This is a genomic window from Streptomyces litchfieldiae (genome assembly GCF_031845365.1).
Taxonomy (GTDB): domain Bacteria; phylum Actinomycetota; class Actinomycetes; order Streptomycetales; family Streptomycetaceae; genus Streptomyces; species Streptomyces litchfieldiae.
This window is the reverse complement of record NZ_JAVREL010000025.1, coordinates 25,248-40,227: the sequence shown is the minus strand read 5'-3', so window position 1 is coordinate 40,227 and position 14,980 is coordinate 25,248. Positions and strand designations below refer to the sequence as shown.

Here is a 14,980-nt window from a genome sequence, read left to right as displayed (position 1 = left end):
GCCGCGTCGCCGCGGATCCATCGGGGAACCCATGAGAACTCGCACCCGCGTGCTCGCGGCGTTCAGCGCCGCCCTCGCGCTCTGCGTCACGCCTCCCGCGTTCGCACAGGGGGTCAACTCGTCGGCAGAGCAAGGAGAACGGGCGTCGGAGATCGATGCCTACCTGCGTGAACGCACCAACGCCAGCGGCGCCCCGGGCGTGGCCTACGCGGTGGTCACCCCGGAATCGGTCGAGCACATCGGCACCTGGGGAGACACCGGAAACGGACAACCGGTCACCGAGACCACCCCCTTCCTGTGGGGCTCGGTCGCCAAACCCGTGACCGCCACCGCGGTCATGACACTCGCCGAGGACGGCGCGCTCGACCTCGACCGGCCGGTGCGCGCCTACCTGCCGTCCTTCGCCCTGGCCGACGGCGCCGGAGACGCCATCACCGTCCGGCAGTTGCTCGATCAGACCAGCGGCATACCGGAGGGAACGGGGGCCACCGACCGGTTCGGCGAACGGTCCGATCCGTACGGCGAGGCGGTGGCGGACCTCGCCGATGTCGCGCCGCTGTCCCCGCCGGGCGAGAAGTTCGAGTACTCCAGCGCCAACTACCTCGTTCTGGGCGCGGTCGTGCAGGCCGTCAGCGGCCGGCCCTTCGCCGAGTACCTGCGCGACCACGTTCTCGACCCGCTCGACATGAGCGGCGCCATCACCTCCCCCCGCGAGGCACGCGCCGCACAACTCCCCGGCGGCCACAGCCATGCGTTCGGACAGCCGGTCGGGGTCCCCCTGCGCTACGACGAGACCGGGGCCAGCTACGGCTATCTCGGCGGCACGGTCGAAGACCTCGCGCACTTCGCCATGGCGCACTTGAACGAGGGGCGTTACGGGTCGGCGCGCGTGCTGGATCCGGCCTCCGTGGCAACGGCGCACGACGGCACCGCGCGCATCAGCGACACCCTGCGCTACGGGCTGGGCTGGCGCGACGACGACCGCAACGCGGACCTCGGCACCCGCATGGTGTGGCACACGGGCGCGGCGCCCGGCTACTTCGCCGCCGTGGTGCTCCTGCCCGAGCTGAACCGCGGCATCGTCATGACGCAGAACATCTACGGCTTCTTCCAGGACTCCGAACTCGTCGGCACCGCCCTGGGCGCGGCCCGGATCCTGGCCGGCGGCCAGCCCGAGCCCGTCTCCGGCGACATCACCTACCCGCTGCTGCTGGCCGTTCTCCTCGCCGTCCTCGCCGGTGCCGCCGCCGTGCTCATCTGGTCCCTCTACCGGATGTTCCGCCCCTCGAACGCGCCCCGCGGGCCGGCCCGGATCCTGACCGCCATGGCCTGCTGGGTACTCGGCGGTCTCGCGCTCGCCCATCTCGCCGTGGTCCTCCTCCCCCGGACGGCGGGAGCGGACCTCCGGCTCGTCCGGCTGTGGGCACCGGACGTCGGCTGGCTGCTCGTCGCCACCGCCGTCGCCGGGCCGGCGGTGGCCGCGGCCCGGCTGATCTGCGGCTGCCGCCACCTCCAACGGGCCCGCGCGCAACGGCTCTTGGCCGCACGGCGCCCCGCCCGTACGGGGCCGTGACGTAACGGGCGCGCGGGCGCGGGGTGCACCACCGACGGTCCCCGGAGTTGCCGCCCGGGGCCGTCGGCGGTCATTCCCCTGCCGGACGTGACCGGGCTCAGGCGGGCAGCCTGGTGTCGACGACGAAGCTGATCTCGATGACCTGACCGGGGAAGAACAGTCCGGTGACGCCGAGGACCGTGCTGACCGGGCGGTGGTCGCCGAAGTAGGCCAGGTTGCCCTCCGACATCGCCCGGGCGTTCCGTTGCAGGTCCACCACGTACAGGGTCTGCGAGACGATCTGGTTGCGGGTGGCGCCGTAGTGATTGAGGACCTTGTCGAAGTTGACGTGGACCTGCTTGAGCTGGGCGGCGAAGTCGTCCGGGTGGCGGAAGTCGCCCGCCTCGTCGAGCGAGAGCTGTCCGGAGACATGAATCAGGTCGCCGGACTTGATCGCCTGTGAGTAGCCGAAGTCGCTCTCGGCCGGCACGTTGTGGTTGAAGACGTCGATGGTGGCCATGCTGTGCTGTCTGCTCCCTTGCCCCGCGCACACGCGCTTGCTCTCTTGTGGTTACTGAAAAACTGTAGGAGAGTGATCGCTGACCTGGAAGAACGCACTTTTTGGCAACTGAGGAACCCCATGGTGACCAAGCAGTTCAAGGGCTTGCCCGAGGATGCGGACCTGAGGCGCGCGGACTCGCTGGCGCGGGAGATCTTCTCGGACGTCGCCAACAAGTGGGCGTTCCTGATCATCGAGGCTCTCGGCGAGCGCACGCTGCGCTTCAGCGAGTTGCGGAACGAGGTCGAGGGCATCAGCCACAAGATGCTCACCCAGAACCTGCGCATGCTGGAGCGCTACGGCCTGATCGACCGCCACGTGCACCCGACCGTGCCGCCGCGGGTCGAGTACACCCTCACCGAGCCGGGCCGGGCCCTGCGAGCCACGGTGGACGGCATGTGCGGCTGGACGCACCAGTACCTCGGTCACATCGAGGCCGCCCGCCGTCGCTTCGACGACTGACGCGCGGGACATCGACAAACGCGGCGATGCCGTCGGCGAGTCCGACACAGCCAGCCGTGCTGTTCACCCCCAGCCGTGATTGGAAGCGGGCGGTTACAGCGTGGGCCTGTTCATCGGGCGGGGCAGCGGCTCCAGCGCTCCGGTCTCCTTCAGCGCCAGATGGACCCGGACCACCGCGGCCGTGTCGCCGGGAGCCGGCAGGTTCAACAGTGCCCCGCCGTCCGCGAGTTGGGTCGCCGGTCCGTCCGGGACGCGGGCCGCGCGCCCGGGAGAGAGGTAGGTGACCCAGCCGGCGCAGGGCGTGCCGATCCTGAAGCCGGCTTCGCGCTTCAGGGCGGCCGTCACGGCCCGGTCGCTCACATCGCCGAAGTCCGGCTGCCACGACGCGGCCACCGCCGTGAGGAGTTCGGCGTCGGGGAGGCGGGCGTCGTCCGGTGACGTGAGAAGGACCACCAGCGACTGGAGCAGGAACTCCGGCGTACCGCCCGCCAGTCCGGAGATCTCCACGGCCCAGCCCGGCGCGCTGTCGGCGACCAGGCGCAGGGACGTACCGGTCATCGCCGACCAGTCGTCGGCCGCCCGGGCCGCACGCAGCGCGTCGAGGAGGGACGCCTCGTCCGGCCGGAGCGTTGCGGCGGGCCCGGAGGCGGTGATGTGCCGCCAGGTCCACTCCACGTCGGCCCCCGCTCCCCCGGCTTCCGGAAGGAGCCGGGCGAACCGGTCCAGGGTCGCGCTCCAGCGTCGGGCCAGTGACTCCGGCGACTCCTCCCGAGGCCCCCAGAAGCCGCGCACCACTCGTCGCACGTCCCGCCTTCCCTCGCATCTCGTTCCGCGTACGGCTCGGCCACCCTAGGACATGGACCCCACACCGCCCTCGTCCGGCTCCGCAGCGGCCGCACGATCAGCCGGGCCGGTGGCGACGGTAGTGGCGGGCGACGCGGACGCGGTTGCCGCAGCGGGCTGCGGAGCACCAGCGGCGGCGGGGGTGGGCCGGCAGGAACAGCAGCACGCAGTCCTCGGCCTCGCACGCGCGGACTTCCGTCACCCGGGGATCGGCCAGCAGGCCGGCGGCGGCCTCGGCGAGCCAGGCCGCGAGCCGCGCGCGGGCCGGGCCGGTGCGGCGGTGGGTCACGGCCACGGCCTCGCCGTCCCAGCCGAGTTCGCCGATGGCGGGGGCGGCCCGCTGGGCGGCGTTCAGCGCGGCGAGGTCGCCGGCCGCGGGCCGGGCACCCCGGCGGGCGCGGTCCAGGGCGCGCGCGGCGTGGTCGCGGATCTCCCGGACCGCCGCCAGCTCCGGCGCGCCGAGCTGCCCGGCGGCCAGCTCGGCCGCCTCCGGGAAACGGTCGGCCTCCAGGCCGAGCCAGGCGCGCAGCTCGCCGGGCGAGGTCAGCAGATCGCCGTCCGCCGGACGGGTGTTGACCAGATCCAGGGCCAGCGGCTCCCCGGTGAGGGCTACCGAATCGCTCATTCGGCTAATGCTATACCGCTCGCGTGATTCATTAGCGGGTGCGGCCCTTCCCGACGTCTGCGGCTGGGGACCCCTCCCGGGGCGGGGGCGCTACAACGGTCGGGCACACGCCAACATGACGCACAGCCACTGGAGTTGAACCCCATGAGGTCACGCGCCAGGACGTCCGTCCTCGCCCTCTCCGCCGCGCTGCTCGCCGGGGTCACGGCGGTCGGCTGCGGATCGGACGAGCAGAACGAGCCCGGGGCCGCGCCCCCGCGTTCGGAGTCCCCGTCCCCGTCCGCCACCGAGGCCACCGAACCGCCGGCGGAGACCGCGTCCCCCTCGCCCTCGGCGCCCGCCACCGTCGCTCCCGACGCCGCCGCCGACGGCTCGGACATCGGCGCCTGTGCCGACGGCGCGTGCGAGGTGGCGGTGACCGCGCCCGCCGAGATCTCCTTCGACTCCGGCGTCCTGCCCTGGCCGCTCCTCGTCAGCGATGTCTCGGCGGACGGGGTGACCATGCAGGAGGACCACCCATCGGGCCTCACGACGATCACCACGCCCCTCGGCGGCGGCTACAGCTCGGGGGCGCTCAACGTCGAGGTGGTGGGCATGGAGGGCGGAACGGCCGTCCTCCGGTTCACCCTTCGCTGAACGCGGCGGCCGGGGGAATCCGCCCGGCGGACTCCCCCGGCCAGCCATGGATCAGCGCGTCATGTCAATGTTCTTCCGGGCGGTGAGGAAGTAGTTCGCGTCCTTGGCGTAGCACTTTTCCAGCTTGGTGTAGAACCCGGCCCGGCCGAAGGACCAGGCAACGTTCACCTGCGGGTTCGCGTTGAGCGTCGGCGCCTTGCCGTGGAAGTCGTCGAGTCGCGACGGAAGCTCCGGAGCGATCTCCGACCGCCCGCCGTCGGTGACGTTCAAGTTGTAGAGGGCCCAGCGGTGCAGATCCGGGTCGCGCCAACTGAAGGTCATGCCCAGACACGCCGTCGTGGCCAGGGAGTCGATCATGACGGCGCAGTCCGGCGCGCCGGCGGGCGATCCACCGGACTCCGCCACGAGCCGGCGCAGCCACTCCTCGTTTCGGCATTCCTCCTCGACGATCGGATACACGTTCATCGTCTCGCTCTGGAAGTCCGACGCGACGAAGAAGACCCGGCGGAGCCCATGACGGGCGAAGAAGCCGGCATGCGCGCGGACCGAGTCGGGAACCGAGGGAATGTCGAACAATTCCTCGATCGGCCGCACTCCGGTGAAGGTCCATACTTTGGCCAGGCCGTGGCCCACCTCGAAATCGAGGCCCGCCCGCGTCGCCTCCGGGAACTTTTCGAGCACTTCGGGCTGGAGCCGCCCGAGGAACGCGCTGTCGTTCTCACCGATCAGGCCTTTGTGACGGGCGATGGCCTGCAGGCCCTTGTCCCACTTGCAGAAGAAGCGGTAGTAGAGGCCGTCACCGGGCTTGGTGGTGGTCTTCAACTGCACCACCGTACGGTTCATCTCCTCCTCGAACACCTCAAGGCTCTTGCGCACCCCTTCGCCGTTGAAGGGAATCGACATGGCACCGGCCATGCGGCGCGCTTTCCCGAACGCTACGTGGGCCCCCAAACGCCCCAACCCCTAGGCCCCCCTAACCGCCTGCACCCCTAACCTCAATGCCTTTGGTGAGAGCTTGGATATCCGGAGGCCGGGCCTTTAGCGAGAGCTTGGATATCCAGAAAGTGGCCATCGATTCGGCGCCGGGCCGTTGCGGGGCTCACCCGTGCCCCTGCGGACATCGTGGCGGTGGCCCGGGCCGCCCGCCCGGAGATCGACGTGCGGCGGGTGTCCGTTCCGGTTTTGATGGTCGGGGCACCCAAGCCCGGACGACGTGGGAGGCAGGACGGTGGCAGGCACAGACGGATCCCGCGGCGACACGGCAGCGGTACGGCGCGACGCGCACCCTCTGACCGGCCCCCAGTCCCTGGACCCGCTGCTGGCGCGGATCGGCGATGCCCGGTACGTGGCGATCGGCGAGGCCACGCACGGCACCGCGGAGTTCTACCGGTGGCGGGCCGAGCTGACCCGTCGGCTGATCGAGGAGCGCGGGTTCTCGCTGATCGCGGTCGAGGGCGACTGGCCCGACTGCCATGAACTGCACTACAGCGTCACCGCCACGCCCGGCGCGGCGGAGGACCCCGCGCGGGTGCTGGGGGCGTTCGATCGCTGGCCGCGCTGGATGTGGGCCAACACCGAGGTCGTCCGCTTCACCAGGTGGCTGCGCGAGTACAACAACGCCCTGCCCGCCGAGCGGCGCGTCGGCTTCTTCGGGCTCGACGTGTACAGCCTGTGGGAGTCCCTGCACGCGGTGCTGGACCACCTCCGGGCGCACGACCCGGACCGGGTGGACGACGCGCTCGCCGCGTACCGCTGCTTCGAGCCCTACGCCGAGGATCCGCAGAACTACGCCCTGGCCACCCGGCTGGTGCCCGAGGGGTGCGAGATGGAAGTGGTCACCCTGCTGGCCGGACTGCGGGAACGGGCCGAGCGGCAAGCGGCGGACGCCGGGCCGGCGGCGGAGTTCGCCGCCTGGCAGAACGCGGAGACCGTGGCCGGCGCGGAGCGCTACTACCGGGCGATGGTGCGCGGCGGCCCGGAGTCGTGGAACATCCGGGACCAGCACATGGTCGACACCCTCGACCGGCTCATGGGGCACCTCGGGCCGGGCACCAAGGCGGTGCTCTGGGAGCACAACACGCACATCGGGGACGCCCGGGCCACCGACATGGCCGAGGCCGGCATGGTGAACGTCGGGCAGTTGCTGCGCGAACGGCACCGGGCCGAGGGCGTGGTGCTGGTCGGCTTCGGCTCCTACGAGGGAACGGTGGTGGCCGCGGCCGAATGGGGGCTGCCGCCGGAGGTGATGACCATGCCACCGGCCAGGCGCGGCAGCGTCGAGCACCTGCTGCACCAGGCACTGCCGGGCGGATCGGCGCTGTTCACGTGGAACGCGGACGGCGCGGATGCCAACGCCTGGCGCCAGGAGGTCCTGGACCACCGCGCGGTCGGCGTCGTCTACCGGCCCCGGGCCGAACGCTGGGGAAACTACGTGCCCACCGTGCTCGGCGAGCGCTATGACGCCTTCCTCTATCTGGACCGCACCGAGGCCCTGACCCCGCTGCACCGCTACGAGCACGGCGGCGGGGAGGAGGACACCTACCCCAGCGGCCTGTGACCGGGCCTGGCCCCGCCGTGGCGGCGTCAGGGACCCCCGGAGGGGGCGGCGTCGCGGGTCGCCAGGCGCCGGATGGGCTCCGACCAGACCCGGGGTCGTGCCAGGGAAACGTGTGCGCCCCGGGCACCTCGACGTACGCGCCACCGGGCACCAGCGTGGACAGGTGCCGCGCCCAGGCGGCCGTCCCGATCATGTCGTCCCGTCCACGGATCACCAGCGCGGGCACCCGCAGCCTCGCGACCGCGTCCTCCAGCGGATCCCTCAGGTGGGCCTGCACCGCGTGCGACAGGCGCGCGGCGCCGGCCGATTCCGCTCGACGCTCCCGTCACCACGACAACCGACCCACGCTCGCGCATGCGCCGACCTCCGCTCCGTGCGGCTGCCCGGGCGCGGCCTCGTCCCGCCCGGGCAGCCCGCCTATCCACGGCAGCACGCGCCGGTGCCGGGTGCAACCGCTGAGGCCGGTGGGGAGTGTGCGGCGGAACGCGAAAACCCCGGCCGGAGGGGGAACCGGCCGGGGTGGCACAGAGGCGGATGCGGAGGGCGGTCGCCTCGCGGCGAAAGGCACCAGGGGGCTTCAGCCGAACGATCTTCCCCGTGGGCGGGATATGAGGCCCGGGGACACTGTCCCCTCCGCATCCACGCCCGGTTCAACAGAGCGAGGCGGCCACATGTTCCCCGATTGCCCCGGGCGTTTCCCCGCGGGGCGGCGGGGTACCTGCGGGTCGCGTCTCCGTCCGGGAGGCGCGGACCGGCGATGACGGAGGTGACGGCAATGAACAAGTCGAACGCGCGGCGCCGGCGCGAGGGTGAGGACCCGCGCGGCCCGGGTGCGCACTCCGGCAGGGAGAGGGAGCCCCGGGAGCGGATCATCCCCGGCACGGCCACCGCCGCCGAGGGTTTCACGGAAAGTGACACGGCGCGGGGCGATCCGCTGCACGGCGTGGTCACCGAGGATGCCGAGGCCGACACGAAGGAGAAGTGACCACGCCCTGATCACTGGAATCCCTCCGGGCTGGTGGAGTTCACCAATAACCACGTCTACCCCGCGTTCCGGGCCGCCGGTATCGACACCCGGGTGCTGATCCACGACTGGAACTACGGTGACTACGCCAACTTCGGCTCAGCCGTGCCGGCCGACGCCGGGGTGCGCGACGATCCGCTGTTCGGCGGCATCGCCTGGCACGGCTACTTCGGTGACCCGGCCGTCGGCACCCAGGTCCACAACCAGTATCCGGACGTACGGCAGTTCAGCACCGAGCACTCCGGCGGCACCTGGATCGCCAATCAGCACAACGAGGACATGGGCGACATCGTCAACTACACCCGCAACTGGAGCAGCAGCGTGGTGAAGTGGAGCCTCGCCCTCAATCAGCACAGGGGCACCTCCCGCTTGCGGGGGAGGCACCCGTGCCCAGATCTGGACCTGCACCGGCGGGGCCAACCAGAAATGGACCCACCACGCCTCCTGACCCGGCCCGGCGGCGTTCGAACCGCACATCTGGGAATCCCGGGATTTTCCGCCTCAATTCGCCGCGAACACCGACCCGGTCCCGGTCGGCGCGGCAATTGCCGACCGGGAATCACCGGCCTCACGTTCCACCGGCCGGCTCTCCCAGTCCCTGCTGACAGTTCCGGCCCCCTGACCATACGGAAGAGGGCCGGCGGCATGTCGGGCCGGGTCAGTGGGCTTTCTCGTATGCCTCCCTCACATGAGCCGGCACCCGGCCGCGCTCGCTGACCTGGAATCCCTGCTCCTTGGCCCAGGATCGGATGGCAGCCGTGTCCACATCCGGCGTCGGGCGTTTGGCGGCGGCGCCGGGCCGCCTGCCGCGGCCCGCCTTCCGGCCGTTCTCCATGAAGGGCCTCAGCGCGTCCAGCAACTTGTCGAAGCTGTCCGGCGCGAGGTCGATCTCGTAGGACACCCCGTCGAGGCTGAACGTGTGGGTACCGACTTCACTTGACTCTTGATTGGTGAGGTCATCGGTATAGATAGTGACGACTTTCTTTGCCATGCGAGGAGTATACGGGGCCATCTGAGTGGCGCTTGGCTACCGCGCGCCGGGCGGAAATACCGAGGGAGCCGCCGATTCGCTCTCCGGGCTCCAAGCGTCGGGGCATCGGCCCGGACAATCTCCGGAGATCGGCGGCGCCGGCCGCGGGAGGCGCGCCATCACCGCGGGTGAAAACGAGCAACGTGCCGCATTGCCGGAACAATTGAAGGCGAGGACCGGGCGCCCCGAGCGGGGGCGGAGACCGCGCCGCCGCGCAAGCGCCCCGCCCGGAAGCGCGTTTCGGCCCGGAATCCGCGGGGTGACCTCACCCCCGGAGGAAGGCGCCCGTGAAGGCGGCGGGCACAGCAATCGAATGCTCCGCGTATGCGTGCGGGCTTCCGTCGTACGCTCCATGAAATCGCCCGGGAAAGCGCACTGGTCGGGCCGTCGTCGTCGGCAACGCGGGCGTGAATGCGGGCACTCACGGGCGCGGTGGCCGCCCCTCGCCCGCCGGGTCCCGGTACAGGCGACCCCTGGCCACCAGTTCGAGCACGAGCGCGACGGCCACGCACTGGACGGTGAGCAGCGCGATCAGCACGAAGAGCTGCACCGCTCCGGCCTGGGCCGGGGACGCCCCGCCCAGCAGCATGCCGACGAACGCCCCGGGCAGCGTGACCAGGCCGACCGTGCGGGTCTGGTCCAGCCCCGGGAGCAACGCGCCGGAGGCGGCGGGCCGGGCTATCTCCAGTCGGGCGTCACGCGCCATGAGCCCCAGCGCCAGGGCGGCCTCCACCTCGCCCCGGCGCTGCTCCAGCTCCTCCAGCGCCCGCCGCCCGGCCAGCGCGGTGGCGGTCAGGGCACCGCCGATCAGGATGCCGGTCACCGGGATGAGGGTGATCCCCCGCAGCGGCACGAGCCCGGTGGCCAGCAGCGCGCCGGCAACCGGCAGCACCCCCGCCGCGATGGGCGGCGCCGCCCACACCCAGGTGCCGTTGCGGGTGATCCGCCGCCCGGCGGTCCGCACCGCGACCCCGAACATCACGGCCAGGAACGCCAACAGCGCCGGCACCGACCCCACCACCCACCCGATGAGCCAGGCCACCACGGCGAGTTGAACGGCCGCCCGCGCCCCGGCCGTTATCACCGCCCGCGCGTGCGACCGCCCGTCGTCCCCCACCAGGTGCGCCAGCGCCGCCACCCCGGCGGCGGCGACCAGCAGTGCGGCCAGCAGCACGCCGAGCACGCTCCCGACCGGCAGCAGGGTGGTCCCGGACGCGGCGCTGATCAGCATCCGGCCACCCTATGCACACCGTTTCGGCACCCGAACCGGCGGGCGGGCCCGCGTTCAGTAGCCGATCGTGAAGCGGCGCTGGACGAAGCGCGGCAGCTCGGCCTCGTCGATCAGGGCGACGGCGGCGTCCTCGGCGGAGATGCGGCTGCGGCCGTCGGCGTCCACGACCGGCTGGTCGCCACCGATCCGGAAGCGGCCGGTGCGTTCGCCGGGGGCGATGTCCCCGGCGGGGCTGAAGTACGTCCAGAGCCGGTTGGAGGTGCGCAGGACGTTCAGCGCGTCGCGGTGGCCGCGCACCGCGGCGGCGTACTCCCGGGGCAGCCCGAGCTGGTCGAGGGCCTGGTGGAGGAGTTCGTCGGAGTCGGCCAGCACCAGGCCCGGCTCGACCTCCAGGCTCCCGGCGCCGCCGATGACGATGAGCCGGGTCCTGGGGTGGCCGGCCAGCGCGGTCACCAGCGCGGTGGCGGCCCGGGCGTAGACGGTGGGGTCGGCGATGGAGCGCGCCAGGGTGTCCGCCATGTCGCGGGCGGCGTTGCCGGGCTGGAATCCGCTGATCAGAACGTCCAGGCCGGGCAGGGCCGCGGCGATGCTCGCGGTGTCCAGGACGTCGAGGCCGGCCCAGGTGAGGTTGTCCCGGTCGTCGCGTATCTCCCGGACGTCGCGGCTGAACGCCGTGACGCGGTGACCCCGGCCGAGTGCTTCGCCGACGACGCGGCTGCCGATGGTGCCGGTGGCCCCGATGACTCCGATGTGCATGGTTCTCCCTGATGAGCACGTGTGTTGGCCGGCGACACCCGAAACGGTGACGCCGCACAGAAACTATACGGCGTGAAGTTTCTGCGCGGGACTCAATACAGTGACGCTGTAGAGTCGAGGCCATGACACGCGGAGGAACAACGGGGCGGCGCGAGCGGCTGCGGGCCGAGACCACGGCCGAAATCAAGCGCGTGGCCCTGGAGTTGATGGCCTCGAGCGGGCCCGACGCCATCACGCTGCGGGCCATCGCCCGGGAGATGGGCATGACCGCCAACGCCATCTACGGCTACTTCGCCACCCGCGACGACCTGATCACCACGCTGATCAAGGACGTCTACACCGCGCTGGCCGACGCCGTGGACGCCGCCTGGGAGGCGAGCTCCGAGGAGGACCCGGCCACCCGGATCCGCTCCTGGGCCGACGCCTTCCGGAACTGGTCGCTGGCCAACCCCCAGGGCTTCCGGCTCGTCTACGGCGACCCCGTGCCCGGCTATCGCGCGCCGGAGGACGGCGCCGCGCCGGACGCCGCGCGCCGGGTGTGCATCGGCCTCACCGCGCTGGCGGCCTGCGCTTGGCCCCAGGCCGAACACCTCTACGCCGACAGCGCGTTCGACTGGCCCGACTTCGACCCCGCCCTGCTCGACAAGGTGCGCCCCGCCTTCCCCGAGCTGCCGCCCGCCGCCGTGGCGCTCGCCCTGCGCATCTGGGGCCATCTGCACGGCCTGGTGTCACTGGAGGTCTACGGCCATATGGGCGCCCAGACGGTCAGCCCGGACAAGCTCTTCCACGAGGAGCTGACCCAGCTCGTGCGGGCCCTGACTCTCACCCCGGCGACCGGCGGCTGAACGCGTCGCACCGCGCCCGGCCTCCGCCGCGCGCCCGGGGCGCACCCCATGGGGTCCGGACGGAAACGCCCTGGCCTGCCAGAATTTTCTGCTATGCAGCGTTATGACGCAGTGGTGGTCGGCAGCGGCCACAACGCACTGGTCGCGGCGGCGTGCCTGGCCCGCGCGGGCTGGGGAGTCGCCGTCCTGGAGGGGAACGACCGGCCCGGCGGGCTGGTGCGCACGGAGGAGCTGACCCTCCCCGGGTTCCGCCATGACACGTACTCCTCGGCGCACCCTCTGTTCACCATCGGCACGGCCTACGCCGAACTGGGCGAGGAGCTGGCCTCGTTCGGACTCACCTACCGCAACTGGCGTTACTGCACGGGGGTGTCGATGCCCGGCGCGGGCACGGCCGTTCTCTCCCGGGACCCCGAGGAGAACGTGGCCGAGGCGGAGCGGCTGGCGCCGGGCGACGGCGCCGCGCTGACCGCGCTGCTGGCGGACTTCCAGCCGTACGCGGAGCGGGTGTTCGGCCTGCTGGCGGAGGATCTCGCCAGCAGGGAGTCGGCCCGGGTCATCGACAGCCTGATGCGGGAGGACGGGCACTACTCGGAGTTCGCCCAACTGTTCCTGCGCACCGCCCGGGACCTGCTGGAGCACCGTTTCTCCTCCCCGGTGATGCACGCGCTGCTGGCGCCCTGGACGCTGCACCTGGGCCGGGGGCCCGACGAGGCCAACAGCGCCCTGTGGGCGATCCTGGTGCTGCTGGCGCTGACCACGGCCGGCATGCCCACGCCCGAGGGCGGCAGCGGGGAACTGGCCCGGGCGCTGACGGCGCTGATCGAGCACCACGGCGGCCGCGTCTCGACCGGTCAGTGGGTGGAACGCGTGCTGGTGCGCGACGGCCGGGCCACGGGCGTGGTGACCGCGCGGGGCGAGACGGTGCTCGCCGAGCGGGCCGTCATCGCGTCGGTCAACCCCGACCAGCTCTATCTGAAGCTGCTGGCCGACGAGGACGACGCCGTGCCGCCCGACCTGCGCCGCCAGGCGGCGGACTACCGCTACGGCCGCGGCGGGCTGCAGATTCACCTGGCGCTCTCGGAGCCGCCGCGCTTCGCCGACGAGCGGCTGGCCGCCTGCGGGCTGACCCACCTCAACGGCGGGCTGGACGCGCTGTCCCGCTCGACCACCGAGGCCGTGTGCGGGCTGCTGCCGGCCGACCCGCCCATGTCCGTCGACTTCCCCTCCGGCACCGACCCGACGCGCTGCCCGCCGGGCTCGGCCGTTGCGCGGATCCAGCTCCAGGCCGTCCCGGTCCGGCCGCGGGGCGACGCCGCCGGAGAGATCGACACCCGGGACGGCTGGACCGAGGCGGTGAAGAACGCCTTCGCCGACCGGGTGATCGAGGTGGCCGCGCGCCACATCGTGAACCTGTCCGGCGCGATCCTGGGCCGGCACGTCATCGGCCCGGACGACCTGGCCTGGTTCAACCCCAACTGCGGCCCCGGCGACCCCTATGCCGGCAGCCATGAACTGGCCCAGAGCTACCTGCTGCGCCCGCTGCCCGGCCAGCCGTCCCACCGCACCGCGGTGCGCCGGCTGTACATGGTGGGGGCGGCGACCTGGCCCGGCCACGGCGTCAACGGCGCCTCGGGCCATATCGTCGCCCGGCGCCTCCTGGAATCCGACGACTGACCACCGGGGCCGGCATCGGGACCGCCCCGGAACGCCGCCGGCCGCGTTCGCCTAGGATGCCCACGATCTGCTCTCAGGAGGGACCATGGCCGAGATGCTCGTCGCGCAGCGGCATCAGCTCCTGGTCAGCGAGCTGGAGGCGGCCGGCGGGCTGAAGGTCACCGAGCTCGCCACGCGCCTCGGCGTCTCGCGGGCCACCGTCCGGCGGGACCTGGTCGACCTGGAGAACGAGGGCCGGGTGGCCCGGGTCCGCGGTGGCGCCATGCTGGCGACGCCGCGCGCCGCCGAGGAACCGCCCCCCGCCGGGGCCACCGCGCCGGCCGCCCACACGCTGGGGCTGCTCGTCCCGTCGGCGACGTACTACTACCCGCGGGTGGTCGCCGGGGTGCGGGCGGTCGCCGCCGAGCGCGGCGCCCGGGTCGTCATCGGCCTGACCGACTACGCGCGGGCGGACGACGCGCGGCACGTCGAGGAGCTGGGCGCGGCCGGCGCCACCGGGCTGCTGGTCGCCTCCGCCGGGGGCCACCACCTGCCCCCGGAGGTGTTCGAGCGCCTGCGGGACCGCGGGCTGCCCTTCGTGCTGCTGGAACGCGAGCCCCAGGACCCCTTCGAGCCCTGCGAGTTCGTCAACACCGATCACCGGCAGGGCGCGTTCGCGGCGGTCCGGCACTTCGCGGGTCTGGGGCACCGCCGGGTGGGGCTGTTCACCAACGGCAGTCCGACGGCCGCCCTGGTGCGGGAGGGACACGGGGCCGCGGTCCGGCAGTTGGGGCTCGGGACGGACGCGCCCGTCGTGGACAGCGGCCGTCCCACCCTCGGCTCGGCCGAGGCCACCCGGTACTACGACGGCTTCATCGAGGCGTGCCGGGCCGGCGGCACCCGGGCGGCGCTGGTGCACTCCGACCACGACGCGATCGAGCTGATGCGGCGCATGCGCTCCCACGGGCTCGGCACGCCGGAGGACCTGGCGCTGATCGCCTACGACGACGAGATCGCCTCGCTGGCCGATGTGCCCCTGACGGCGGTGGCCCCGCCCAAGAACGAACTGGGCGAGCAGGCGGCGCGGCTCCTCCTGGACCGGCTGGATGCCCCCGACCCGTCGGCCGTCCCCGTCCGGCAGCTCGTCATGCAGCCCCGCCTGGTCATCAGGTCCTCCTGCGGCGCGTCCCGTCCGGCGTGAGCG

Annotated in this window: 16 protein-coding genes; 9 read left to right on the top strand and 7 right to left on the bottom strand. The window is 72.5% G+C overall.

The genetic code is table 11. The features are described 5' to 3' along the window. Positions 1-31 precede the first annotated feature (31 nt). Positions 32-1,573 (top strand): serine hydrolase domain-containing protein, encoded by a 1,542-nt coding sequence (locus RM590_RS30680; RefSeq protein WP_311708037.1) that lies wholly within the window; start codon positions 32-34, stop codon positions 1,571-1,573. A 97-nt stretch (positions 1,574-1,670) separates the two neighbouring features. On the opposite strand, the gene RM590_RS30675 is transcribed toward RM590_RS30680, so the two are convergent. Then, positions 1,671-2,072: a RidA family protein gene (locus RM590_RS30675; RefSeq protein WP_311708036.1), complete on the bottom strand. Its 402-nt coding sequence runs from the start codon at positions 2,070-2,072 to the stop codon at positions 1,671-1,673. A gap of 120 nt (positions 2,073-2,192) precedes the next feature. Between RM590_RS30675 and RM590_RS30670 the strand changes: the two genes are divergently transcribed. Further along, the gene (locus tag RM590_RS30670) at positions 2,193-2,573 is read left to right on the top strand and encodes a winged helix-turn-helix transcriptional regulator (RefSeq protein WP_311708035.1); all 381 of its coding nucleotides are present in this window, start codon (positions 2,193-2,195) and stop codon (positions 2,571-2,573) included. A gap of 93 nt (positions 2,574-2,666) precedes the next feature. Here the strand turns inward: RM590_RS30670 and RM590_RS30665 are convergent, their stop codons facing one another. Together RM590_RS30665 and RM590_RS30660 are read right to left on the bottom strand one after the other, a co-directional pair. Beyond that, positions 2,667-3,377, bottom strand: coding sequence for an Imm52 family immunity protein (locus tag RM590_RS30665; protein WP_311708034.1), 711 nt, complete (start codon positions 3,375-3,377; stop codon positions 2,667-2,669). A gap of 97 nt (positions 3,378-3,474) precedes the next feature. Further along, a complete protein-coding gene (locus RM590_RS30660) occupies positions 3,475-4,041 on the bottom strand; it encodes a CGNR zinc finger domain-containing protein (RefSeq protein WP_311708033.1) in 567 nt (188 codons plus the stop codon). 144 nt (positions 4,042-4,185) lie between these two features. Between RM590_RS30660 and RM590_RS30655 the strand changes: the two genes are divergently transcribed. Next, positions 4,186-4,677: a hypothetical protein gene (locus tag RM590_RS30655; RefSeq protein WP_311708032.1), complete on the top strand. Its 492-nt coding sequence runs from the start codon at positions 4,186-4,188 to the stop codon at positions 4,675-4,677. Between the two features lie 51 nt (positions 4,678-4,728). Here RM590_RS30655 and RM590_RS30650 read toward each other — a convergent pair whose 3' ends face one another. Then, the gene (locus RM590_RS30650) at positions 4,729-5,592 is read right to left on the bottom strand and encodes an aromatic prenyltransferase (protein WP_311708031.1); all 864 of its coding nucleotides are present in this window, start codon (positions 5,590-5,592) and stop codon (positions 4,729-4,731) included. Positions 5,593-5,905: 313 nt separating this feature from the next. On the opposite strand from RM590_RS30650, the gene RM590_RS30645 reads away from it, so the two are divergent. From RM590_RS30645 to RM590_RS30635, 3 genes are all read left to right on the top strand, one after another. Continuing rightward, on the top strand, positions 5,906-7,234 hold the full coding sequence (locus tag RM590_RS30645; RefSeq protein ID WP_311708030.1) for an erythromycin esterase family protein: 1,329 nt from the start codon (positions 5,906-5,908) through the stop codon (positions 7,232-7,234). Between the two features lie 775 nt (positions 7,235-8,009). Continuing rightward, on the top strand, positions 8,010-8,219 hold the full coding sequence (locus RM590_RS30640; RefSeq protein WP_311708029.1) for a hypothetical protein: 210 nt from the start codon (positions 8,010-8,012) through the stop codon (positions 8,217-8,219). A 33-nt stretch (positions 8,220-8,252) separates the two neighbouring features. Continuing rightward, a complete protein-coding gene (locus RM590_RS30635) occupies positions 8,253-8,975 on the top strand; it encodes a glycoside hydrolase (protein ID WP_311708028.1) in 723 nt (240 codons plus the stop codon). On the opposite strand, the gene RM590_RS30630 is transcribed toward RM590_RS30635, so the two are convergent. From RM590_RS30630 to RM590_RS30620, 3 genes are all read right to left on the bottom strand, one after another. Next, entirely contained in the window at positions 8,917-9,249 is a 333-nt protein-coding gene (locus RM590_RS30630; RefSeq protein ID WP_311708027.1) for a histone-like nucleoid-structuring protein Lsr2, read from the bottom strand. The genes RM590_RS30635 and RM590_RS30630 overlap by 59 nt on opposite strands. 460 nt (positions 9,250-9,709) lie before the next feature. Beyond that, a complete protein-coding gene (locus tag RM590_RS30625; protein WP_311708026.1) occupies positions 9,710-10,519 on the bottom strand; it encodes an ABC transporter permease in 810 nt (269 codons plus the stop codon). Positions 10,520-10,573: 54 nt separating this feature from the next. After that, a complete protein-coding gene (locus RM590_RS30620; RefSeq protein ID WP_311708024.1) occupies positions 10,574-11,275 on the bottom strand; it encodes an NAD(P)-dependent oxidoreductase in 702 nt (233 codons plus the stop codon). Positions 11,276-11,397: 122 nt separating this feature from the next. On the opposite strand from RM590_RS30620, the gene RM590_RS30615 reads away from it, so the two are divergent. The 3 genes from RM590_RS30615 to RM590_RS30605 all read left to right on the top strand — a co-directional run bounded on the left by RM590_RS30615 (position 11,398) and on the right by RM590_RS30605 (position 14,977). Continuing rightward, positions 11,398-12,120, top strand: coding sequence for a TetR/AcrR family transcriptional regulator (locus RM590_RS30615; protein WP_311708023.1), 723 nt, complete (start codon positions 11,398-11,400; stop codon positions 12,118-12,120). A gap of 93 nt (positions 12,121-12,213) precedes the next feature. Beyond that, entirely contained in the window at positions 12,214-13,797 is a 1,584-nt protein-coding gene (locus tag RM590_RS30610; RefSeq protein ID WP_311708022.1) for a phytoene desaturase family protein, read from the top strand. Between the two features lie 85 nt (positions 13,798-13,882). Next, positions 13,883-14,977 (top strand): LacI family DNA-binding transcriptional regulator, encoded by a 1,095-nt coding sequence (locus tag RM590_RS30605; RefSeq protein WP_311708021.1) that lies wholly within the window; start codon positions 13,883-13,885, stop codon positions 14,975-14,977. Positions 14,978-14,980: the final 3 nt, after the last annotated feature.